This window comes from Gracilimonas sp. (assembly GCF_040218225.1).
Classification (GTDB): Bacteria; Bacteroidota; Rhodothermia; order Balneolales; family Balneolaceae; genus Gracilimonas.
This window is the reverse complement of sequence record NZ_JAVJQO010000003.1, coordinates 192,656-215,152: the sequence shown is the minus strand read 5'-3', so window position 1 is coordinate 215,152 and position 22,497 is coordinate 192,656. Positions and strand designations below refer to the sequence as shown.

Sequence of the window (22,497 nt, the reverse complement as noted above, 5' to 3'; positions counted from 1 at the left end):
CTTCAGGAACACTGCTTCTATAAGTGATGTTTAGCTCGAAGTTAAATGACAAGAAACGGCTTAATTACATCGCAGATGCCAAATACATCCCATATTCAGCTCGAAAAACTGACAAAGAGTTACCAGGAAGGAGATAAAAATCGCTCCGTTTTAGATAAGCTGGAATTATCGGTAAAAGAAGGGGAGATGATTGTTCTTCTTGGACGTTCTGGTTCAGGAAAAAGTACACTCCTGAATTTAATCAGTGGGATTGATAAGCCGGATAACGGAAAAGTTGTTATCGGTGGTACCAATCTGGCCGGACTTGATGAAAAAAACAGGACTCTTTTCAGGCGCAAGAATATTGGCTTTGTATTTCAATCGTTTAATCTGATCTCGACTCTGACGGCCCACGAGAATGTGCTTCTTCCACTCAAATTAAAAGGTGCAACCGATAGCGAGACCTTAAATAAAGCACAACAATTTCTTGAAGACGTTGGATTGGGAGATCGTGGTGATAGTTATCCTGACCGGCTTTCCGGAGGTGAGCAACAGCGGGTGGCCATAGCACGTGCGCTTGCACATGAACCCATGCTGATTCTGGCCGATGAACCCACCGGAAATCTGGATTATGAAACAGGGCAACAAATTCTGGATATTCTGAATAACCTGGTGCGGGAAAATGGAAGAACAATCATTCTTGCCACTCACGATCGTGATATTTGCAAGATTGCAGATCGCGTGCTGGAGCTCAGGGGTGGTACGTTAAATGAGGTCAAAGATACAGCCGGGTTAATGGCATCATGAGCAGAAATAACTCTAATTTACTTTGGCTTTCGAGCCTCCGGTTTTTAATGCGTCATCCCTGGCATTTTGCACTTTCAATTTTAGGGGTAGCATTGGGTGTGGCCGTTGTGGTTTCTATTGACCTCTCAAATAGCAGCGCTGAAAAAGCATTTGAGCTTTCTACGGCTGCTGTAACAGGCAAAGCAACGCATCAAATTCGGGGAGCCGCAGAAGATCTTCCAGATGAAACATATCGAGATATAAGGATTAAAGCCGGCGTGCGTAAATCTGCCCCGGTTGTTGAAGGATATACTAAAATTAACGGAGTAAACCGAACCTTTCAGGTGCTTGGGGTGGATCCTATAGCCGAAGCTCCGTTCAGGGATTATGCAAGCCAGCAGGCTGGTATTGAATTATCTGAATTTATAAGTGGTGATAACTCAGGATTGATCGCCCAGTCAGTAGCTAAAGAACTGAGTGTTGAAACGGGAGATTCTATTCAGGTTTTGGTTGGAGGCCGCCCGTTCAGTATTAGACTGATTGGAATGATAGAAGCCAGTGATGACCGAAGCCAACAGGCTTTGGAAAGCCTTCTGGTAGTAGACATAAGTACAGCCCAGCGTTTGTTTGATATGCAAGGCAGTTTAACAAGAATTGATCTTATCCTTCCAAAGGATTCGGAGGTAAATCTGAAAGAGGAGATTCAAACTGTACTACCAGAAGGTGCATCTATAGTACGTTCAGAATCGCGTACCGAAACAGTAGAACAGATGACCCGTGCTTTTGAGTTTAATTTGCAGGCACTGAGCATGCTGGCATTATTGGTCGGGATGTTCCTGATCTATAATACGATGACGTTTTCGGTGGTTCAGCGCCGCCCCCTTATTGGACGCTTGAGAGCGCTTGGAGTCACCAAATCTGAGATATTAACTACCGTACTCAAAGAAGCGCTGTTGATTGGTGCACTGGGTACGGTAATTGGTATTGTAGCAGGAATATTTCTTGCACAGGTATTGGTAAAATTGGTTACTCAGTCCATTAACGACCTTTACTTTGTACTATCGGTTCAGGAGCTGTCTATTGGTGTGTTTCCGATGGCCAAAGGAATTGTCATGGGAATTGGAGCTACTCTTATTGCTTCCTTCTGGCCTGCCCGTGAAGCTTCCGAAGCAGAGGTATCTACGGTTTTGAGGCGTTCTTCAAATGAGACTAAAATTTCATCCCGAATTCTGCCCATTGCTTTTTCTGGATTGGTGATTGGCACGCTTGGAGGGTTAATTCTTTTAATTCCAAATGGTGGTATTGCGGCCGGTTATTCTTCACTGCTTTTAATGATTGTGGGTTTCTCATTATTTGTTCCATTGATAATTGTTGGGCTATCAAAACTGCTGCGTCCGGTTCTGGGTAAAATCAGCGGGTTAATTGGAAAGATGGCAGTGCGAGGGGTAGTCACTGAATTGAGTCGAACCTCTGTTGCCATAGCTGCATTAGTGGTTGCCGTGGCAGCAACGGTTGGGGTTGGGGTGATGGTAGATAGTTTCAGAACCACCGTCGTTTCCTGGCTGGAAGCTCAGTTGCAGGCAGATGTATATGTTCAGCCTCCAAGTTCAGTAGCCCGCAAAGCCGATTCCACGCTGGAGCCTGAATTGGTAGATCTACTCCGCCAAGCTGAAGGCGTTGCAGATGCCAGTACCGTTCGCAGTGTTGAAGTTCGCACCAACAAGGGTACAGATAACTTGGTCGCTATAAATCAGGGACAAAAAGCTAAGCAGACATACCAGTTAAAATCCGGAGCAGAAACCTTTTGGCAAAAATACACACAAGATTCAATTGTGATGGTTTCTGAGGTTTATGCCTATCGAAATAATGTAGGGCTGGGAGATACGCTTGTAATTGAGACAGACCAGGGCAGGGCACCATTTGTGATACAGGCTATTAACTTTGATTATGCTTCCGACATTGGGACCATTACCATCAGCCGTCAGGTGTACAATCAGTTTTTTAATGACACGGCTGTCTCAGGTCTTGCGCTTTATGCTGAACCGGGAGTAGAAGTGGAAGATTTGGTAGATCGGCTGCGGGCAAAATCTGCAGGAATGCAGGAGGTCTTTATTCGATCAAATAAAGGGCTCAGAGAAGCATCTATTGAGATATTTGACCGGACTTTTACCGTTACAATTGTACTGAGGATGCTCGCCATTTTGGTGGCTTTTATTGGAGTGCTTTCAGCTTTAATGGCGCTACAACTCGAACGGTCAAGGGAACTGGCGGTGCTTAGAGCCAATGGTATGACCCCGGGCCAGCTTTGGAATTATGTAGTTACTCAAACCGGAGTTATGGGTGTAATGGCTGGGCTTCTTTCTGTTCCGCTGGGTATTCTGATGGCCTATGTACTGGTGTATGTGATCAACCTGCGGTCATTTGGCTGGACGCTCCAGTTTATGATCACTCACGAAGTGCTTATTCAGGCCGTGGGATTAGCTGTAGTAGCTGCATTGCTGGCCGGTTTGTATCCCTCCTGGAAAATGGCACAGGCTAACCCGGCGGATGCGCTCAGAAACGACTAAATCAATTTGTTCATGAAGAAAATCTGGATTTTATCTGTATTAATTTTAGTTGGAGCGATAGGTGCAGGCCTGTGGTTGCTGGGAGAAGAGCATGCTGAAATCAGAGCGTCTGTTTCTGTAGCTGAAGCAATGGGAGGTGGGAGTGAAGAAGGATATTTGCGAGCTTCCGGTCCGCGGGAGTTTGTCTTTCCTGAAGATCACGGCCCTCATCCCGGATATCGTACCGAATGGTGGTACTACACAGGTAATCTGTTTAGCCAGAAAGGGAGACAATTTGGATACCAGTTTACCATATTCAGAAGTCAGCTGAATCCACCGGATAGTGGAGAAACAGGAACAGCTCAGGGCGCAGACTGGAATACGGACCAGTTATATCTGGGGCATTTTGCTATTTCCGATGTTCAGAATCAAAATCATGTATTTGATGAACGGTATAGTCGCGGAGCCGCAGGGCTGGCGGGTGCTCAGGTTGAACCATTTGAAATCTGGCTGGAAGATTGGAGAATTACCCGACTCAACCCGGATGAGAGTAATGACAAAAACTTCCCAACAAGAATTCAAGCCAGGATGGAAAACGGAGCTTCAATTGATATCGAAGTTACTCCATCCAAACCATTGACACTGCAGGGCGACCAGGGATATGATAAAAAAGGTCCGGAAGAAGGAAATGCCTCCTATTATTTATCATTTACCCGGATGGAAACAAAAGGAACGGTTAGTGTGGGTGATGATACTTTTCAGGTGGAAGGTCAAAGCTGGATGGATCATGAATGGAGTACCTCTGCGCTGGGTGAAGACCAGGAGGGCTGGGATTGGTTTTCGATACAGCTTTCCAACGGGTATGATTTGATGTACTACCAGTTACGAAATACTGACGGGTCGATAAGTACATTTACCACCGGTTCGCTAATTGATCCGGACGGAAATAAAACAACCATCTCTCCCGAAGATGTAAATCTGGAAGTAACAGATCGATGGGAGAGTCCGCACAGCGGGGCGGAATATCCTTCTCAATGGACTCTTGAGATCCCAAAAGAAAACCTCCGGCTGGAGCTGGCTACCTTATTTGATGATCAGGAAATGGATGTTTCCGTTCGTTACTACGAAGGAACTATTTCCGTAAATGGAACGATGAATGAAAAAGAAATTGGCGGGCAAGGGTACATTGAGATGACGGGGTATGGGGAGGATTGAGATTTGCTTCCTTTATCCCAGTATTAAATTTTAGAAAACACGTTGTTTGGGTGCCATAAAATGGTGAACTTCACACCCGCAAAAAAGAGCATACATGAGTATAGAAATGGCAGATATTAAAACCCTGACACAAAAAGACTACGAATTTCTGATTGAGCTGGAAGAGTTGCTTTACGATCGAAAGGCGGAAATGCCGGATGGCTCCTATACAACATCCATGTATAAAAAAGGCATCGATAAAATTGCTCAAAAAGTAGGAGAAGAAGCCGTTGAAACGGTAATAGCTTCAAAAAATAAAAAAAATAAAGAGACGATTAACGAGGCGGCTGACCTGATTTTTCACCTGATGCTTTTGCTGGCTGAAAAAGAAATCCCTCTTCACAAAGTCATTAAGAAACTCAGAAAACGCCACGACAAAGGCTCACATAAGCACATCGGAGAGTAATTTCATTATTCGTTAGCCGTTAATCGGCTGAAGTTATTGATTGTGAGCAATCCACTTTTAGATGAACGCGAAAAGCGATTAAGGAAATAAAAATTCATCAACAACGAATTTTAACAGCTCCTGCCTTCTTTGTATCTTTGTTGTTTAAGATGAGACGCACCGAATTCCGCACATGAATAACATTCGAAACTTTTGCATTATCGCCCATATTGACCATGGGAAATCAACCTTAGCAGACCGACTTCTTCAGCTAACCGGTTCCATTAGCGAACGGGAGATGAAAGAGCAAATGCTGGATGATATGGATTTGGAGCGTGAGCGCGGCATCACTATTAAAAGTCATGCTATCCGAATGGATTATAAGAGTCCGGGCGGCGAGACCTATATTTTTAATTTGATTGACACTCCCGGCCACGTTGATTTTGCTTATGAAGTGTCCCGTGCATTAAAAGCATGTGAAGGCGCTATCCTTGTTGTGGATGCTGCTCAGGGAATAGAAGCCCAGACGATCTCAAATTTGTATCAGGCTATCGATCAGAATCTGGAAATCATTCCGGTGCTGAATAAAATTGACCTTCCCGGCGCTGATCCCGAAGGAGTGGGTCAGCAGATTGTAGATCTGATCGGGTGTGAGTATGAAGATATCCTGCATGTTTCCGGGAAGACTGGTGAAGGAGTTGATAAACTTCTGGAAGAGATTGTTGAAAAAGTACCGGGCCCAAAAAGAGAGGAAGACAAGCCGTTACGGGCTCTCATTTTTGACTCGGTTTTCAATACCTATCGAGGATCTGTTGCCTATGTTCGCGTAATGGAAGGGGTACTTCGAAAAGGAGATCTGTTCAAATTCATGTCAAATCATGAAGAATATAATGCCGAGGAGATTGGGTATCTGAAAATGAAGCAGGAGCCCACCAAGGAATTACATGCCGGGGAAGTAGGATATGTGATCGGAAGTGTGAAATCGCTGCAGGATGTTCGCGTAGGTGATACCATTACTAAGGTGGATAATCCCGCCAAAGAACCTATTCCGGGTTATCAGGAAGCAAAACCAATGGTTTTCAGTGGAATATTTCCGACTGATTCCGACGACTTTGAAGACCTTCGCGCTGCCCTTGAAAAGCTTCAGTTGAACGATGCCTCCCTGACTTATGAACCGGAAACATCCAAAGCCCTGGGTTTTGGGTTTCGGGCTGGATTCCTCGGACTTCTGCATATGGAAATTGTGCAGGAACGACTCGATCGAGAATTTGATATCGATATCATCACTACAGTGCCTAACGTACAGTACGAAGTTGAACTGGTTGAAAATGGCAAGCGTATTGAGGTGGATAACCCAAGTCAGATGCCCGGTGCCGGTGATATTGAAGCGATTTATGAGCCGTACATCAAGGCGAGTATTATCACTCCAGCCGATTATATCGGTCCGATTATGAAGTTGTGTCAGGAACGGCGTGGGATTTACGTAAATCAGCTGTTCATGCAAAATAATCGGGTTGAAATTACGTATGAATTGCCGATGGCAGAAGTTGTTTTTGATTTCTATGACCGGTTGAAATCCGGAACCCGCGGATATGCCTCTCTGGATTATGAATTTATCGAATACCGAAAAGGCGACCTTGTTCGTTTGGACATCATGCTGAATGGCGATCAGGTGGATGCACTTTCAAGCATCACCCATCGTGATAAGGCCTATTACCTCGGACGTAAAGTTTGTGGAAAATTAAAGGAACTTATTCCTCAGCAACAGTTTGAAGTAGCTGTACAGGCGGCTATAGGAAACCGAGTTATTGCCCGCGATACCGTTCGCGCAATGCGTAAAGACGTAACCGCGAAATGTTATGGTGGTGATATCTCCCGAAAACGAAAGCTGCTTGAAAAACAAAAAGAAGGTAAAAAACGAATGAAACAGGTAGGTACGGTTGAAATACCTCAGGAAGCATTCCTTGCCGTTCTATCTATGGATGAAGACGACAGATAAATTCCCATGCAGAAATTAACTAAACGAATTCTTTTCTTTTTCGTAATGATGGTGATGATTTCCACCACAGCCCAGGCTCAATTTGAGGAGCCTGAGATAAAAAAAGTCAGTAAGGAAGAGCGCGCTGAATTTCAGTCCCGTTTTGCTGATATAAAATGGACCGGTCAGGGTTTCAATTACAATGAACTGGACCGTATGCCGGCAATTGAAATTCGGGCGGTACTTCAGGGAGCATATGGAGATCCCACTCAGACCGTAGAAGATATCATCGAAAAAGATGGATATTTACGGGATGGAAAATCCATACAATTTGAATATTGGTTTATTATTGATGGATACATACCGATGATGGTATTAGACCTGGAAGGCCCGTTTGACAATGGTTTGGTTTATGTTGGTGCAAGTCGATACATAGATTTGATGCCACAGGTAAAGAGAACTTTAACCAAAGAATTACGTCAAACATCACCGAAAGAATACGTTGACTATTTTTATTCACCGGAAAGGGGACAATGGTACAAGGTTTCCTACGAAGCAGGTGAATACAAAAAAGAGGAAATCAAGAAACCCTCGCATATAAAAACTTAATAAACACCCGGATCTTGGAAGAAAATAAAAACCCCGAAGAGCAGGGCATAAGCTCATACTGGAAGAAAAGGAAGGACAAAAAAGAAGAAGAAAATAAAAAAGCTAAATCCTGGCTTCGCGAATGGGTTGATGCCATTGTTTTTGCCTTTATTGCTGCTGCTATTCTTCGTGCATTTCTGTTTGGTTCGTACAAAATTCCAACTCCTTCTATGGAGAAAACCCTGATGACAGGCGATTTACTCATCGTATCGAATGTAACCTACGGGCCCAGAACTCCTATGGGATTGTGTGTTCCGTTTTTGCAGGGATGGTGTGTTCCGGGAGTTCAGCTTCCATGGACCAGGCTGCCCGGTTTCCGAGATGTAGAACGAAACGACATTTTTGTATTTAATGTACCGTGGGAAGTGAAGCCCATTTCACAAAAAACTAATTACATAAAAAGAGCAGTTGCTATTCCCGGCGACACCGTTTTGATACAGGATAAAATTCTGTACATCAACGGAGAAAAATCGGTTCAGCATGAAGGTGTACAGAGGCATTACGTAGTAAGAATGGCAGAGCGAGTCCGCCTGAGCAACGCTAAAATGGAATCGGTTGGCGGAGAGTTAATCGGTTACACCAATAACAATACCTATGTAGTGAACATGACCGATGATGTGGCTGCAACCGTAAGTGGATGGGCTGAAGTGGATACCATGTTCCTGAATGTAACTCCAGAGGGCAGCGTAGACCGGAATTATGTGCAAAGTCAGGGAGATTTCTCAAGAGCGTTCAACAATTCTGATCAGCTGCCCGAAATCGTTATACCGTTTGAAGGACAGGAAATCCAAATCACCAACGAAAACTGGTTCATTTATAAAGATATCATTGAGCGATACGAAAAGAACGAACTGAGGAGAGAGGGCGGAACGACCTTCATCAACGGGGAAGAGACCAATTCCTATACTATTAAGCAGGACTATTACTTTGCCATGGGTGACAACCGGGATAATAGTCAGGATTCCCGTTTCTGGGGATTTGTGCCCAGCGATCATATTATCGGGAAAGCATCCATTGTATGGTTTTCTACCGATAACTGGGTGCCACGTTTCGAGCGAATTTTTACGATGATTGATTAGGATTTAAATAATTCAAAATTAAAGATGAAGGATTAAGAATTGGGTGAAAGATGAACTTAATATCGAACCCAATTTTTAATTTATAATTTTGAATCTTGAATTTAAAAACCTCAATTTTTAGCCATCGTCTTACCTTTGGGAGCTCCTTCCCGAATAGCAAGTTGACCACAACCGGCATCAATATCATCTCCGCGACTTCGGCGAACTGTAGCGCGCACATCGTTTTTAATCAGTTCCCGCATAAAGTTATCCAGTCTTTCTTCCCGGGCTCTTTTTAACTCTACACCAGCCACGTTGTTGTACATAATGATGTTGACTTTACTGGGAGCCCATTTCACAATCTTGGCAAGATTACGGGCATCCTCAGGACTATCATTGAAATTATCGAATAGCAGGTATTCATACGTGATTGGCCGCTCAGTGGCCTTGTAATAATATTTAACAGCGTCTTCCAGGCTCTCCAGGTTCATGGAGCTGTTGATCGGCATAATCTTATCCCGCTTCTCATCAGTTGGGGCGTGAAGAGAGATAGCAAGGTTAAATTCTTCCTGATCATCGGCCAGTTTCTTAATCTGTTTGGTGAGCCCAACGGTAGAAACGGTAATTCGTTTTGGGGAAAGCTCAATACTAAGCGGGTCCGAAATAATATGGGCAGAATTGACAATAGCTTTGTAATTGTGAAGCGGTTCTCCCATCCCCATATAAACAATGTTGGTGATTTTCTTGCCGTATCTTTCTTCAGCCAATTCATTGATATATTGAACCTGATCTACAATTTCACCGTGGGTAAGATTTCTAAACAAACCCATTTTTCCGGTTGCACAAAAAGCACAACCAAATACGCATCCTACCTGTGAAGATACACAAACGGTAAGTCGCCGGGCAGCTCCATCAGCAAAAAAATCAGGTATCAATACAGCTTCAACTTTATAATCTTCTTCAGGATCATTCAGTTGAAAAAGAAACTTGATGGTACCATCTTTGCTCTCTTGCTGTTGAACCGGTTTAATCCGGTTGATGGTGGCTATTTCTCTTAGCTTTTCTCTGAGGTCTTTGGATAGATTGGTCATGTCCTCAAAGTCGGAAACGCCTTTTTGATATAGCCATTGGAAAACCTGGTCGGAGCGAAAACTTTGCAGTCCAAGCTCTTTGCAGAAATGAGCAAGTTCGTCTTTAGTGAGTGCTTTGAGATCAGTTTTTTGAGCTGTTTTTGTCGTATTCATAGGCCTTGAAGATACGCAATAATCGGCCGAACATCGACTTATGGAACTACTTTTAATGAGAGCTTGGTAACATGAACTCAGCAAAAAAGCTGCTGTCGCTTTTATTCTTTACATCAGAAAAAGAGAGATGGGAATTTTATACAGGTAAAAACCAGCTTTATAAGAACAAGATCAAACGCCAAAAAATGTTTATCAGAAAAATTTTATTGTATTTAAGGCTAACTAAATATTCACGAATAATAAATACCACATATATCGGTGTTTTTATTTTAAAATCTAATTATGTAAGCTTAGATGTTAATTTAAACTAACTTACAGGGGTATGAAGCAACATTTACTAATAATACTAATGATGATTGTGGGTACAAGTAGTTTATTTGCCCAACAGCAAGACAAAGCTGCTAAACAGCTAAAAAAAACGGTTTCTGAGTATGAATTAAACCAACAGGCCGCAAAATATTCAAACTTAATGGCGGATAGAGTGCTTGAATATTCGCAAGCTTTGGGGGGACTCGAGTTTGCTGATGGAGAATTTAATTTTCTTCCAAGTTCTCAGCTTAGACATGCCGGAGATTTGAATGGAGATGGCAGGTCTGATTTCTATTATACCGTTCTTGCTCCTGATGAAACCACCGAAGACCTTACAGACCAGATCACTAAAACGGTAGTTTATTATGGAACCGAGAACGGGTTGGATGAAGAGAACAAAGAGTTGATCAGAAATGGTTTTGCATTTTTAGAAGACATCAATGGTGATGGAGTTCCGGAATCTGTCAGATATGAAGATGGTGTTCTGTATCTGGATGTAGATCAATCGGATGGAGAGCTCACCACTTTAGCAGAAATTGAAATATTCGCACTTCCATACACTTCCATTGCTTACAGAAGCTATGGAGACTTTAATGAAGATGGTTATAACGATTTTGTTGTTTATAACGATAGATTAGCCTTGAGCAATAATATAACTAATGAAAGTTACCTGGTTTACGGTGCAGAAAATATAGAGGATGTTTCTATAGATACGCTTACTTACACTGTAGAAAACCAACTGCGTTATGATGAGTTCATGTTTGGTGATGTTGACAATGATGGAACAGGTGAGGTGGTTCAGGTTTCTTCATATCAGGAGAGTGGTGCAAATACGATTTACAGCACAGTTAGTATCTATCAAAAAGTAGATGGAAGTTTTGAAGTAGTAAGTCGGGATACTTTAGATAACTTCTTTGAGTCGATTAATGCTATGAGTTCAGGGCAAATTGCACCAGCAGATTTGAATGGAGATGGAAACACAGAAATGCTTGTTTATGCTGAGGGTGAACTAAATGTAATCTCCGTAAGCGAAGAGCCTGGCGAATACTACATCTTGGATAACCTGAACGCTACTAGTTATCCATCTAATGGCTTTGCTGTAATTGGAGATTATAACGAGGATGGTCAGGATAATTTGCTTGTTACATCCACGGAATCTGTACTGCATATATCTTCAGACACAGATCTAAATTTAAGCTCCACAGACCTTGCTTTGGATGAAGGAGATATAATAGGGTTAATCGGTAGTGCCAATGCCAAAGTTAATAGCGGCGGCGACGTAGATGGCGATGGTATTGATGATATCATAGTAGAATTCTCGAATGAAAACACCAATGATTATGGCTATCGGGTTTATTTTGGAAACTCGGCTGGTAACTTTGATTCAACGTCTGAAATTGTTTTCTCACAAAATGAAGCAGGCGATATTCCAAGGCACACCTTTAATGCAGGAGACCTGAATGGAGATGGTATTCAGGATTTTGGAATCGTTTATCGAGGCTCAGTCAATATTTACTTTGGCGGGGGTTCTTTTGATGAACCAGATCTGGAAATTACCACTGCAGAAGACAATTACTTTGTAGCCTTTCCAGCCATTGGAGATTTTAACAATGATGGATTTTCTGATATTGCATTAAATATTTCAGGAATCGTTGATATCGGTCTCTATATTTATTTTGGAGGCTCGGATATGAATGCGGATTCTGATCATCAGATCTTATATGAAGACATTTATGATGAGAACGCACAATTTCCGGAAAGTGGATTTGAGGCTATGGCCAATATTGGTGATATAAACGGTGATGGAATTGAAGATTTAATCTTTTCTCCATACAACTCCACCGGAAACACACCATCTCAAATTTTACTCGGAGGGAGCACACTATCAAATACACCGGATATTGGATTTTCGTCAGGTGGAGGAAACTTTGTGAAACTGGGTGATTTCTTTGAAACAGGCATTAACCATTTTGCACTTTGGGGAGCATTTAAAGGTGAACCAGATGCTGTGCAAATCTTTGCAGGATATGATGAAGACTCAGGAGATACACTTTCTGCAGATCCTGTTATGGTTCTGCCCGCTCCAGTTGAGCCTGGTCAAACTCTGAACTTTTTCGGCATCACAATGACTTCGGGAGATTTCAATGGAAATGGCGTTCCTGACCTGGCGGTTTCTCCTTTCTTTCATCAGCAATCAGGAGAAGGGCTTGATGCCATCTATATCTTCGAAGGAGGATCTGAAGCTGATTCCTTACATGATGCCTCATTCCCTTTATTGCTCAGTGAGTATGCAAATGCCGGTTTAAACGAAAGGATAACATCTGGCGAAGTAACCAACGAGTTTGCTGTATCTAGTATTGGTGAGCTTACTACTGTACCAGATATGAATGGAGATGGTTCAGATGAACTGCTCGTAGGTACTACTCCAGGTAATTTTGGCAATAATGGGTTAACAAACGCCGGAGTTTATTTAGGAAAAGCTGATTTAACTGAAATCGGTGTTGATGGTGAAGTTGATATTCTCCTCGAAGCGCCAAACTCTCAGCTTGGCTTTGGTAATAACAATAACAACATTCTCTCTTCAACCTCACATTCTGCTATTGGAGATTTCAATGGTAATGGAACCAGAGAGTTTGTAATGTCGCAGGATGATTTCAACTACTTGCGGGATTTTGTTTATATCTTCGAAGATCCGCTTTCGGTAAACAATGAAGAAGAAGTTGTTAGCACGATTCGTGATTTTAAGCTAAACCAGAATTATCCAAACCCATTTAACCCAAGCACAAAAATTAGCTATAATCTTCCGAGCAGTGGCAACGTGAAGCTTCAGGTATTTGATATTACCGGAAGACTGGTTTCTACAATAGTAAACCAACGACAAACGGGTGGCAGTTATACCTTTAATTTTGATGCGTCTCAACTTGCCAGTGGCATTTATATTTACAGATTAGAGGCTGCCGGTTTATCAGAGACCCGTAGAATGACACTTATTAAATAATAGCTAATTGCTTATCAGCACGAGTTAGAATAAGCCCTGAGGTTTAAACTTCGGGGCTTTTTTATTGTACTATCTGTGTCCAATTGGGTTATGTGCCTGATTTCGGCGGTGACTTTTCAGAAGCGTTTCTCTCATAAGTTGCTTGAATTTCTTCTGTTGACTGGAATTTAAAACGGATTTCATCTCGGAAAGATGAACATATAAAGCTCCTTCTACTTCAATATATTGCCTGGTAAGTTCATTCAACAGAGAGTCTCTTTGTGATGGATTATCAGAATTCTCACTCATAATAAAGTCAAAATAGGCTTGGCGTTGAACTTCAAGATTGTTTCGGAGTTTTCTCATTTCTCCAAAATGTGCTTTTCGTAACGTTGATATACTATCGGTTTGGGCTTCAGAAAGGCCAAGTTCCTTTTGCATGAATTTGTGGACTTGAGTTCTACCCTGATTTCCATTGTTACGATAATTCCAGTCACGGGTAACCGGACTTCCAAACCAAATGGTTGTTAAAGCAGCGAGGTTTAACACCAGCATGATGATAAAGCCGGTCAGCACCCATTTGTATTTTTTCTCAATCGTCATATTATTCTTCCTCAAAAGTTTGATAGTAATTCAAGTCAACCACCTCATATTCTGAAGCTAGCTGTTCCATTACGCCTTCTCTGTTAAGCTCAGAGTCTCCGGTTGTTGATTCCGGTTCATATTGAATAATCGAAATCAAATTTAGCATTAGAACGATGAATACAGCCGCCGCTGAAAAAGCAAAACCATAATTAAATGAAGTTTCTTGCCGCGAATCAGACACTTCCCGGTTTTCGAGTCTAGCTGATAATCGGCTGTAGAAGAAATCATCGGTAGAGGCCTTTTCGATGCCATCAAGTGCGTTTAATGTTTTTTGCACTTCCTCTTCAATATTTTTTTTATGGGTACTCATTTCCTTAGTCCAGTTCGTTTTGTTGGTAGTAAGAAGACAGCTGCTTTTTTAAATTTTCTTTGCCTCGATACAGTAAAGATTCTACAGCTGGAATGCTTAATTTCATCACATCTGCCACTTCCTGATAGCTAAGTCCTTCCACTTTTTGTAAGGTGAAGGCAATGCGTTGTCGTTCGGGAAGTTGTTCAATTTCATTAAATAAAACGGCCGCCCGCTCTTTATTCTCCAGTTTAACTCCGGGATGCATATATCCGGATTCATCAGCCTCTTCATCCGGTTCACTGAAAACAGAACTCATGGCCTGAAAAAAACCGGACCGCTTTTTGCGCTTTCGATATCGAATCAATTCTAAAGACTTTGTAACTGCAATTCTGTAAATCCATGTTGATAAGGTTGCTTCTTCCCGGAAGTCATCAATCGAATCATATATTTGAATGAAAACTTCCTGTGCTACATCTTCAGCATCATGGGGATTTTTTAAAAAGCCTAGACAGGTATTATAAACCTGATCCTTATATGTATTCACCAGCTGTTTGAAAGCCGATTGATCCTGCTTTTTAAGGCGCCCTATGAAATCATTTTCTCCGATCTGACCATCATTTTGAGGTTTCATATTAGCTGCTAGAGAGTGCATTATAGCTATCAGAAAGTTAAAATAAAATGCAGGGATGTTAGTCCCCACATTTTACTCAATCAACTAACTATTGACCCCGTCCCATTCGTCCGCTACGGTTCTTCATATTCATGTGGAAGGAGTCAAATTTGACCTGTTGCTCTTCGGTTAACAAACTTCGGATTTGTTGACGATGAGAAATTCTCATTGTCATCATAGATGCATTAAGATCACTGATTTCTGTAATAAGGGTGTTTACAGCAGCTTCATCAAATTCATCGCCGGTAGTTAACGATAGTAGCCGGGCATTTTTCTCGCGCATTTGATTTCGCAATGGGAGCATGGCTTTTTGCCCATTCAAGTGAATGCTTTGAATTTGTTCGTTTTGCTCATCAGATAGATCAAGGTATTGGAGCATTCGCTGATGCTGACTGCCCTGATTACCTCTGAATTGTTGAATTTGGTCAATACAGTTTGCCTTTGGTCGGGTTGAATTATTAAATCGTTGCTGGGCAGATGCACTCACAGCAAAGGAAAATATCAACGTTGTAAGGGCTATTGATTTTAAAAGAGTTTTCATCTCAATCTCCATATCTAAATTGGTGTTCATTTATTTAGATGCCGGAATGGAGAAAAACCTGCGGTAGTTTTTGAAAAATTCAGCAATCTGAGACGTGCGACTTTCCGTTCAGTTCGTTTTTCAGGGCTTTCCAGTTGGGCAGGAATCGGCTCATAAAACCATAAAACCGTTTATTGTGAAGGCGCTCCAGCAAATGCACCATTTCGTGAACCACCACATATTCAAGGAGTTCCGGTCTTTTTTTAGCTAACTCCAGATTCAACCAGATTCTGCGTGCGCGAATGTTGCACGTGCCCCAGCGGGTTTTCATTTGTTTTACTCCAAACTCTTCAACCTTAACTCCCATCTGAGGCTCCCACTTCCCGATCAACTCCGGGATTCTTTGCTTTAACTCATCCCTGTACCACTCTTTCAGCACAGAAGCTCTCTTTTTTTGATCGGTTCCGGGACGTATGTATAAATTCAGTTTGTCATCATCCACAAAAACCCGGGGCGGTTTATTCTTTTCAACTACTACCAACTCAAGCTTTTGTCCCCAAACTGAATGTGACTCTCCGGTAATAAATTTTTTTGGCTCGGATTTAGGTCTTTTCCGATAATTAGCTAAATGTTTACGAATCCAGGGAAGCTTGTCTTCAATAAATCGTGCTACTTCCGAATCGGGAATTCGCCGGGGGACGGAAATACGAACACGGTGCTCTGCAGGATAAACCCTGAGATTAAGATTTTTAACGTTTTTTCTAATAACATCAATCTTTAAGCCGGAAACCTGAAATTCACTTTCGCTATAAATTTTATTTCCAGCCATTCACCATTCGCTTATTCTTTGTAATAGGCTTTGGCTGCTGAGAGTAGAACATCACCATTAATACGTTCTCTGTAGTTTGGATTCACATAATTGAACCGGACGATTCCTTCTGTATTCACAATATAAACAGCCGGGGCCGGAAGCAGGTGATGATCATACCCTGAATCTGCTTCAAGGTCAATACCCAATGATATATATCTTTCAACCGTCTTCGGGTCTACTTTAAAGGCTAATCCAAATGCTTTCGTTACTTCCATAGGACTATCTGACAACAGAGTATATCCTAGTTCATTTTCATTTAATGTTGCTTTCAGTTTTTCGGGGCGATCGGGACTAATAGCCAGAATCTGGTATCCGATTTCATAGAGTTCTTCTTCAATTTTTTTCAATTCAGCAAGGTGCCGGTTACAGTACGGGCACCATCCACCACGATAAAAAACCAATATGGTCGGCTGTTCGTACACTCTGCTGCGGAGGCTGACAGTTTCACCATCAATGTTTTTGAGTGATACATCCGGTATTTCTGAGCTGATTAAAAGCGGTGTAACTTTATCAGCACTTTCAGCATAATTCTGCGCCTGTATAAATGGGGATGATAAAACAGAAATACTTAAAAGTATAAAGATAGATTTAAGACAGTGATTCATGAGGAATAGACCATTTGATTAATATTTCTTTAATGACGACCTGAATGGAACAATATCTTACGCAATCTCCTTGATATTATCATAAGCTCATAACAGAAAACAACTTATAACTTATGGAAATTGGAAATATCTACGAACTGGTAACAGGAAAACTGGAAGAATGGCTGACTACCACCATCGAAATGCTTCCCAATCTGGCGGTGGCACTGCTGGTGGTTATCGTGTTTTATGCCATTGCCAAAGGGATCAGGAAATTTGTTGGAAAGATCCTTTCTAAAGTCACAACCAATAAAACGGTTACAAATTTAGCCCAAACAGTTCTGGGTGTCTTGGTAATTGGTATCGGGGTGTTCTTTGCACTAAGTATCCTCAATCTTGATGGAATGGTCACCAGTTTACTTGCTGGTGCAGGTATTATTGGCCTGGCCTTAGGTTTTGCTTTTCAGGATATTGCCTCAAACTTTATATCCGGTGTTTTATTATCGGTTCGCCATCCTTTTGGGATTGGAGATATTATTGAGACAAACGACCTGTTTGGAACCGTACAGAAGTTAAATCTCAGAAATACTGTAATCCGTACTCCACAGGGACAAATTATCTATGTTCCCAACAAAGTGGTTTATGAGAATCCATTCACCAACTACACTAAAAATGGGGAGAGAAGGATCGATCTGGCTTGTGGCGTATCCTATGGTGATGATTTGGGAAAAGCTAAAAAAGTAGCATTAGAGGCTGTAGAAAAACTGGATCAAAGGGATACTTCCAGAGATGTAGAGCTTTATTACAATGAGTTTGGAGACAGTTCCATCAATTTCACCCTTCGTTTTTGGATTCCCTTCGAAAAGTTGCCTCAATACTGGGGAGCTCAAAGTGAAGCAATTATGGCTCTTAAAAAAGCTTTTGATGAGAACGATATTATGATTCCATTCCCGATCAGAACGCTGGATTTTGGGATAAGAGGCGGAGAAAAACTAAGTGCCTCCATGGTAAATAGTGGCAATGGTTCTAAAAACGCGGGTTAATCACGTTGTTGTAGACAGAACCAAAGTTGAATTCAAATCCGAATGAGCCGCCATATTCATAAGAGGTGGCTTGTTGGGATAAATTAAGCAGGCGTTCTTCTTCGGTTAAGTCTCCGGCAGGTAAACTAATTTGGTCATTAATTAGCGAATACCGGGCAGAGAAAAAGATTGAAAGCCCCCGAACAATTCTCATATTCACACGAAAACCCATATTTACGCGATTCTTGCTAAAGTCATGCAGGTAATTTCCTGCATCCAGCCAGCCGTATATGCCGCCCCAGGGTTGGGTGAAATCCGTACGAATTGTCAATTCCTGTCTCCACAAAAACTCTTCGTCTTTGTTATAAATTGTAGTCTCGGTGTAATCATAAAATGATCCAAGAATACCATAACGAAAGGTTACCTCGCGGCGATTATGTTCGCTGTACGGAAACAGGCTGTACTCAATAGAGGGCGTGGCTCCAATGCTTAAGTCTATATTATTCTGAGTAGAAGACCGGGCACGCTGATAGGCTCCAACGGTCCAGTGATCGTTCAAGCTGAAGGCCTGCAAACCAAAGAACCGCTGGTTTTCTGTGATGTAAATATCGGTAGTTTCTTTACCTGTACTATCTTCTGAAGTAAAACTTCGCCGCCTGTAATTTTGATTATAGTTGAAATTTATTTTCCACTTGTCGGTGATTCGGCGGGCATCCACATCGCCACCAAACCATAAATTACCCTGCGACTGTTCACCATCAAAGTCGGTGCTGGCTCTAACCCGGAATATCCAGCTATTCCAGGGATCGTTCTCATGTACTACCGGATCCTGACTTAACGAACCTGAAAAATTAACGTTTAAGTCTGATAAGACTTCCCTGTCAGCCAGAAAATAAATAAGCCCCAGCTTCACGTGTTTGACCAGCCTTCGACGCATTTCATCGTTGGTATCAGATTTTGGGCTTACAAAGGTTAGAATTTGAGATTTATTTTTTATAAAACCCTGTCCCATGAAATTCAGGGTATGCTCCCATCCACCGCTTCCTGTTTGTTGCAGGGTAACCAACAGGTGCACTTCTGCATCAGATTGATCCCGTACAAAAGTGATAAAATTTATTTCTGAGCGGACAAAACTACTGTTACATCCACGGCAGTCCAAAAATACATTTAAAGTCTGTTTGTCTGCTTGGGGTTCAGAATCAGTCTGAGAAAATGAGAGTATGGGTACCAATAAAAAGAATGCTAAAAGCAGGTGCCTAAAATTCAATGTCCTAAAGAAAAACCTTGGATGTTTATTTATTAAAAAATACGAAACGAACAAACCAGGCTTTGAAAAAATCTTAAAAAAGAATGTAAACGAAACGGTAAGATTTATTAAAGACTTTTACCGTGAGAACAGCTTTATATTGAGATGAAGCTGAAGTTAACAGAAAAAATTCATGTCCGATCAGAATTTGAAAAGCGTACTATCTATAGTGTGCAATGTGTCTGAAGATCTCATATTTCAGGTGAGTACGATTTCCAGTTAAGAAAAGGCAAAAATAATTTGATAGAAATTTATGAATTCTTAAGTAGTCTCAGACCATTCAATACTACTAAGAGAGTACTGCCTTCATGCCCTATCACTCCAAGCGTCATAGGCAATTTGAAAAGAAAAACGGAGCTTACCAGCATAGCAATTATGACTAAACTAAAGATGATGTTTTGCCAAACCACCGTTTTGGCACGGCGCGCTAGTCGGATCATGTAGGGCAATTTGGTCAGGTCGTCTGACATCAATACTACATCGGCTGTTTCCAAAGCTACATCGGTTCCGGCAGCCCCCATGGCTATACCCAAATGACTTGCAGCTAGTGCCGGGGCGTCATTAACACCGTCTCCTACCATGGCAACAATTTTATTCTGAGATAGCTTTTGAATTAGCTCAACTTTTTGATCTGGAAGAAGCCCGGCATGAAAGTTTGAGATGTTAAGTTGTTCAGCGACATTTTGAGCTACATTAAGTGAGTCTCCCGTGAGTATTGTTACATCATGTATACCCAAGTTTTCGAGTTCAAGCAGAGTCGCTTTAGCCTGTTCCCGAATTTCATCAGCTAAAGCGATAGCCCCAATTATCGAATTATTTCTTGCCACGTAGATAATAGTTTTTCCCTGATCCTTAATCGTCACTAAATTACTTTCGAATTCTTTTGGCTGATTTGTAAGGATATCTCCAAATAAATATCGGTTTCCAACTTTGATAACATCTCCATTCAACGTTGCAGAAATTCCTTTTCCGATAATAGCCTGAACATTTTCAGCTCTTAAAAGGTTGATCCCTCTTTTTTGGGCCTCTTTAACAATGGCATCAGCAAGATGATGTTCCGAATGTTCCTCTGCTGATGCAGCAAGACTAAGTAGTTCGTTTTCAGATCCTGTAATAGGAATGATCTCGGTAACAGATGGTTTGCCTTTTGTTAGAGTTCCGGTTTTATCAAATGCAATGGCTTGAATAGACGCGGCTTGTTCCAGGTATGCCCCTCCTTTGAATAGAATACCAGAACGAGCAGCATTAGCTATGGCAGATAGAATGCTGGCTGGGGTAGAAATGATCAAAGCACAGGGCGAGGCAACCACCAGAATGGTCATGGCTCTGTAAAAAACGGAATCAAAAGGTTGATCAAGTACATAAAAAGGAACGAGAATAAGCGCGATAGTAGAAAGAATGACACTTACGGCATAGTTAGATTCAAATTTATCGAGGAACCTCTGTGTTTCTGCTTTTTTGCTTTGAGCCTGCTCAACCATTTTAATGATCTTGGCGAGTGTTGTATCATCAGCGGTACGCGTTACCTTAATTTCTAAAATACCGTTCTCATTAAATGTTGCAGCAAAAACCTCCGCTCCATTTTCTTTAAATACAGGAGCACTTTCTCCAGTGATAGCCGATTGATCCACCGTTCCTTTTCCGGATTTTATAATTCCATCAATAGGGATGCGTTCCCCGGGTTTTACTACAATAATATCTCCGAGTTTTAATTTTTCGACAGCTACTTTTTGCTCTGTACCATCTGGGCTTCTAACTAACGCCTCCGATGGTCTTAGCTTCATTAAAGCGCTTATGGCATTTCGACTTCTTTCCATGGCAAAGTGTTGCAATGTATTGCTAAGCGAAAACAAGAAAAGCAGAATAGCACCCTCTAACCAGTAATCGATTATAGCTGCTCCAGCTGCAGCTAATATCATGAGAAGGTCTACATTGAATTTTCTTTTTATTAAAAACTGTACGCTTTCAACCAACCCAAAATACCCACCAGATAAATAGGAGACTATATAAAAAAGGCGTGCCGTATCATAGGAGATCAACTTAAACAAAGATCCAAAGAAACCAATGCCAAGACTCAAAGTACAAACTAAGGTTAGAATAACTTCAACCCGGTGTTCTCTTGGCATTTTTTTTAAACTATTAGGCATCCATTGATAAGTCATACTGAGAACCAAATAATTTGAATAATATCCTTACTAAAAAAGAAAGCTAACGCTCCCAGACCGGTAGTAACCGCCGTAATCAGGGCATACAAAAAAACCTTTGTAATAGGGAGTGAGAGTATTTCCATAGTCTGAATTGAAACCAAAGATAGAAATCAGGTGGTTGATTCCCTAAGGTTGCACCTGATAATGGATAGTTTAAAAACAGTCAAAATAAAGATAATATTGAGAATGAACGGGACTTCCATTCTACAGGTCTAACTTTATCTGCCTGACTTACAGATTCGAATAAGTTGTGCCAAAAACTTCATCAATTGAGGGTAATTTCTCAGAATGAATTTACGAATTAGCCGGAGATTTCGAGTAACTGCTCCAGTCCACTCTTTTAACCACGATGTATAAGCCAATCAATACGAGGGGAATGCTTAAAAGCTGCCCCATATTGAAAACCCAGTCGCTGGCAAAATTGGCCTGCGGAATTTTGGTGTATTCGAGGAAGAACCGGCCTGAGAATAATAGAATCAGAAACATCCCAAACAAAGAACCTTCCGGTGGGTGCGCTTTGTATTTTTTGTAGATATACCAGAGTACAGCAAAAACCAATAAGCACAGAATTGCTTCGTATAACATGGTTGGGTGGCGGGGAATCGTACCTGCCGGTCCGGGCAGGTTGGTAAAGATGACTCCCCATGGAGCGTCGGTAGCGTGTCCGAAAATCTCAGAATTGAAAAAATTACCCGTTCTTATAAAAGCACCGCCTACGGCAGTCGGAATTACAACACGGTCGGCCAGCCACCAAAAACTCATTTTCGGTGCTTTTTTAGCCTGATAATACATCGCTACGATAATACCTATAGCCGCTCCGTGACTTGCCAATCCGCCGTTCCATATTGCAAGTACCTGATCTAAATTCCGCAGGTAATAGGAGGGGTCATAGAAAATGACATGACCAAGACGGGCTCCAATCACGGTTCCGACTAAAATCCAGGTTAGGATGCTTTCCATCTCCTCTACCTTACGACCGCCATCTTTCCACATTTTCACCCCAAAGAAATAACCGGATACAAAGGCTCCGGCAAACAGTAGTCCATACCAGCGGGGAGCGATGGGCCCTAATGAAAAAATTTCAGGGTCGATGCCCCACGTAAGATTTTGCAGTAATGCGATAATCATTAAATCAGGTTAAGAAAAAGTTCAGCAGAAAATAAGAGCGCAAATGAGAAAGTGAAACTAAAAGCTAATTTATTAACTCATTTTTTAC

At 41.7% G+C, this 22,497-nt stretch carries 19 protein-coding genes; 9 read left to right on the top strand and 10 right to left on the bottom strand.

Going from position 1 to position 22,497, the window contains the following annotated elements:
- Positions 1 to 75: 75 nt before the first annotated feature.
- The 7 genes from RIB15_RS03410 to lepB all read left to right on the top strand — a co-directional run bounded on the left by RIB15_RS03410 (position 76) and on the right by lepB (position 8,655).
- Positions 76 to 786, top strand: a complete 711-nt coding sequence (locus RIB15_RS03410; protein WP_350200746.1) for an ABC transporter ATP-binding protein — start codon at positions 76 to 78, stop codon at positions 784 to 786.
- The gene (locus tag RIB15_RS03405; RefSeq protein ID WP_350200745.1) at positions 783 to 3,332 is read left to right on the top strand and encodes an FtsX-like permease family protein; all 2,550 of its coding nucleotides are present in this window, start codon (positions 783 to 785) and stop codon (positions 3,330 to 3,332) included. Before RIB15_RS03410 ends, RIB15_RS03405 begins: the two co-directional genes overlap by 4 nt.
- A gap of 12 nt (positions 3,333 to 3,344) precedes the next feature.
- Positions 3,345 to 4,526, top strand: a complete 1,182-nt coding sequence (locus RIB15_RS03400) for a lipocalin-like domain-containing protein (RefSeq protein ID WP_350200744.1) — start codon at positions 3,345 to 3,347, stop codon at positions 4,524 to 4,526.
- 94 nt (positions 4,527 to 4,620) lie between these two features.
- Positions 4,621 to 4,971: a phosphoribosyl-ATP diphosphatase gene (gene hisE / locus RIB15_RS03395; RefSeq protein ID WP_350200743.1), complete on the top strand. Its 351-nt coding sequence runs from the start codon at positions 4,621 to 4,623 to the stop codon at positions 4,969 to 4,971.
- 172 nt (positions 4,972 to 5,143) lie between these two features.
- Positions 5,144 to 6,949, top strand: coding sequence for a translation elongation factor 4 (gene lepA, locus RIB15_RS03390; protein WP_350200742.1), 1,806 nt, complete (start codon positions 5,144 to 5,146; stop codon positions 6,947 to 6,949).
- A 6-nt stretch (positions 6,950 to 6,955) separates the two neighbouring features.
- On the top strand, positions 6,956 to 7,537 hold the full coding sequence (locus RIB15_RS03385; RefSeq protein WP_350200741.1) for a hypothetical protein: 582 nt from the start codon (positions 6,956 to 6,958) through the stop codon (positions 7,535 to 7,537).
- A gap of 14 nt (positions 7,538 to 7,551) precedes the next feature.
- Complete coding sequence (gene lepB, locus RIB15_RS03380; RefSeq protein WP_350200740.1) at positions 7,552 to 8,655, top strand: signal peptidase I; 1,104 nt, start codon at positions 7,552 to 7,554, stop codon at positions 8,653 to 8,655.
- A gap of 110 nt (positions 8,656 to 8,765) precedes the next feature.
- Here lepB and rlmN read toward each other — a convergent pair whose 3' ends face one another.
- Positions 8,766 to 9,878 (bottom strand): dual-specificity RNA methyltransferase RlmN, encoded by a 1,113-nt coding sequence (rlmN, locus tag RIB15_RS03375; RefSeq protein WP_350200739.1) that lies wholly within the window; start codon positions 9,876 to 9,878, stop codon positions 8,766 to 8,768.
- Positions 9,879 to 10,200: 322 nt separating this feature from the next.
- Here rlmN and RIB15_RS03370 point away from each other — a divergent pair, with 322 nt between their 5' ends.
- Positions 10,201 to 13,185, top strand: a complete 2,985-nt coding sequence (locus RIB15_RS03370; protein ID WP_350200738.1) for an FG-GAP repeat domain-containing protein — start codon at positions 10,201 to 10,203, stop codon at positions 13,183 to 13,185.
- 69 nt (positions 13,186 to 13,254) lie between these two features.
- Here RIB15_RS03370 and RIB15_RS03365 read toward each other — a convergent pair whose 3' ends face one another.
- The 6 genes from RIB15_RS03365 to RIB15_RS03340 all read right to left on the bottom strand — a co-directional run bounded on the left by RIB15_RS03365 (position 13,255) and on the right by RIB15_RS03340 (position 16,767).
- Positions 13,255 to 13,767, bottom strand: coding sequence for a Spy/CpxP family protein refolding chaperone (locus tag RIB15_RS03365; protein WP_350200737.1), 513 nt, complete (start codon positions 13,765 to 13,767; stop codon positions 13,255 to 13,257).
- A 1-nt stretch (position 13,768) separates the two neighbouring features.
- A complete protein-coding gene (locus tag RIB15_RS03360) occupies positions 13,769 to 14,119 on the bottom strand; it encodes a hypothetical protein (protein WP_350200736.1) in 351 nt (116 codons plus the stop codon).
- 4 nt (positions 14,120 to 14,123) lie between these two features.
- Positions 14,124 to 14,732 carry an RNA polymerase sigma factor gene (locus tag RIB15_RS03355; protein ID WP_350200735.1) on the bottom strand — a complete coding sequence of 203 codons (609 nt, stop codon included), beginning with the start codon at positions 14,730 to 14,732 and terminating at the stop codon, positions 14,124 to 14,126.
- Positions 14,733 to 14,820: 88 nt separating this feature from the next.
- A complete protein-coding gene (locus RIB15_RS03350; RefSeq protein ID WP_350200734.1) occupies positions 14,821 to 15,342 on the bottom strand; it encodes a Spy/CpxP family protein refolding chaperone in 522 nt (173 codons plus the stop codon).
- A gap of 49 nt (positions 15,343 to 15,391) precedes the next feature.
- Positions 15,392 to 16,120 (bottom strand): M48 family metallopeptidase, encoded by a 729-nt coding sequence (locus tag RIB15_RS03345; protein WP_350200733.1) that lies wholly within the window; start codon positions 16,118 to 16,120, stop codon positions 15,392 to 15,394.
- 11 nt (positions 16,121 to 16,131) lie between these two features.
- On the bottom strand, positions 16,132 to 16,767 hold the full coding sequence (locus tag RIB15_RS03340) for a peroxiredoxin-like family protein (protein WP_350200732.1): 636 nt from the start codon (positions 16,765 to 16,767) through the stop codon (positions 16,132 to 16,134).
- Between the two features lie 113 nt (positions 16,768 to 16,880).
- Here RIB15_RS03340 and RIB15_RS03335 point away from each other — a divergent pair, with 113 nt between their 5' ends.
- Positions 16,881 to 17,789: a mechanosensitive ion channel family protein gene (locus RIB15_RS03335; RefSeq protein ID WP_350200731.1), complete on the top strand. Its 909-nt coding sequence runs from the start codon at positions 16,881 to 16,883 to the stop codon at positions 17,787 to 17,789.
- Here the strand turns inward: RIB15_RS03335 and RIB15_RS03330 are convergent.
- The 3 genes from RIB15_RS03330 to lgt all read right to left on the bottom strand — a co-directional run bounded on the left by RIB15_RS03330 (position 17,773) and on the right by lgt (position 22,409).
- Positions 17,773 to 18,927, bottom strand: a complete 1,155-nt coding sequence (locus RIB15_RS03330; RefSeq protein WP_350200730.1) for a hypothetical protein — start codon at positions 18,925 to 18,927, stop codon at positions 17,773 to 17,775. The two genes, RIB15_RS03335 and RIB15_RS03330, sit on opposite strands and share 17 nt — an antisense overlap.
- 398 nt (positions 18,928 to 19,325) lie before the next feature.
- Positions 19,326 to 21,200: a heavy metal translocating P-type ATPase gene (locus RIB15_RS03325; protein WP_350200729.1), complete on the bottom strand. Its 1,875-nt coding sequence runs from the start codon at positions 21,198 to 21,200 to the stop codon at positions 19,326 to 19,328.
- Positions 21,201 to 21,575: 375 nt separating this feature from the next.
- On the bottom strand, positions 21,576 to 22,409 hold the full coding sequence (lgt, locus tag RIB15_RS03320) for a prolipoprotein diacylglyceryl transferase (RefSeq protein WP_350200728.1): 834 nt from the start codon (positions 22,407 to 22,409) through the stop codon (positions 21,576 to 21,578).
- Between the last annotated feature and the right edge of the window lie 88 nt (positions 22,410 to 22,497).

Coding starts and splice junctions, on each gene's coding strand:
- RIB15_RS03385 (WP_350200741.1), top strand. CDS start 6,956: ATGCAGAAATTAACTAAACGAATTCTTTTCTTTTTCGTAATGATGGTG.
- RIB15_RS03345 (WP_350200733.1), bottom strand. CDS start 16,120: ATGGCTGGAAATAAAATTTATAGCGAAAGTGAATTTCAGGTTTCCGGC.
- RIB15_RS03370 (WP_350200738.1), top strand. CDS start 10,201: ATGAAGCAACATTTACTAATAATACTAATGATGATTGTGGGTACAAGT.
- RIB15_RS03325 (WP_350200729.1), bottom strand. CDS start 21,200: ATGCCAAGAGAACACCGGGTTGAAGTTATTCTAACCTTAGTTTGTACT.
- RIB15_RS03335 (WP_350200731.1), top strand. CDS start 16,881: ATGGAAATTGGAAATATCTACGAACTGGTAACAGGAAAACTGGAAGAA.
- lgt (WP_350200728.1), bottom strand. CDS start 22,409: ATGATTATCGCATTACTGCAAAATCTTACGTGGGGCATCGACCCTGAA.
- RIB15_RS03410 (WP_350200746.1), top strand. CDS start 76: ATGCCAAATACATCCCATATTCAGCTCGAAAAACTGACAAAGAGTTAC.
- RIB15_RS03350 (WP_350200734.1), bottom strand. CDS start 15,342: ATGAACACCAATTTAGATATGGAGATTGAGATGAAAACTCTTTTAAAA.
- hisE (WP_350200743.1), top strand. CDS start 4,621: ATGAGTATAGAAATGGCAGATATTAAAACCCTGACACAAAAAGACTAC.
- RIB15_RS03340 (WP_350200732.1), bottom strand. CDS start 16,767: ATGAATCACTGTCTTAAATCTATCTTTATACTTTTAAGTATTTCTGTT.
- RIB15_RS03355 (WP_350200735.1), bottom strand. CDS start 14,732: ATGAAACCTCAAAATGATGGTCAGATCGGAGAAAATGATTTCATAGGG.
- lepA (WP_350200742.1), top strand. CDS start 5,144: ATGAATAACATTCGAAACTTTTGCATTATCGCCCATATTGACCATGGG.
- rlmN (WP_350200739.1), bottom strand. CDS start 9,878: ATGAATACGACAAAAACAGCTCAAAAAACTGATCTCAAAGCACTCACT.
- RIB15_RS03405 (WP_350200745.1), top strand. CDS start 783: ATGAGCAGAAATAACTCTAATTTACTTTGGCTTTCGAGCCTCCGGTTT.
- RIB15_RS03360 (WP_350200736.1), bottom strand. CDS start 14,119: ATGAGTACCCATAAAAAAAATATTGAAGAGGAAGTGCAAAAAACATTA.
- RIB15_RS03365 (WP_350200737.1), bottom strand. CDS start 13,767: ATGACGATTGAGAAAAAATACAAATGGGTGCTGACCGGCTTTATCATC.
- RIB15_RS03400 (WP_350200744.1), top strand. CDS start 3,345: ATGAAGAAAATCTGGATTTTATCTGTATTAATTTTAGTTGGAGCGATA.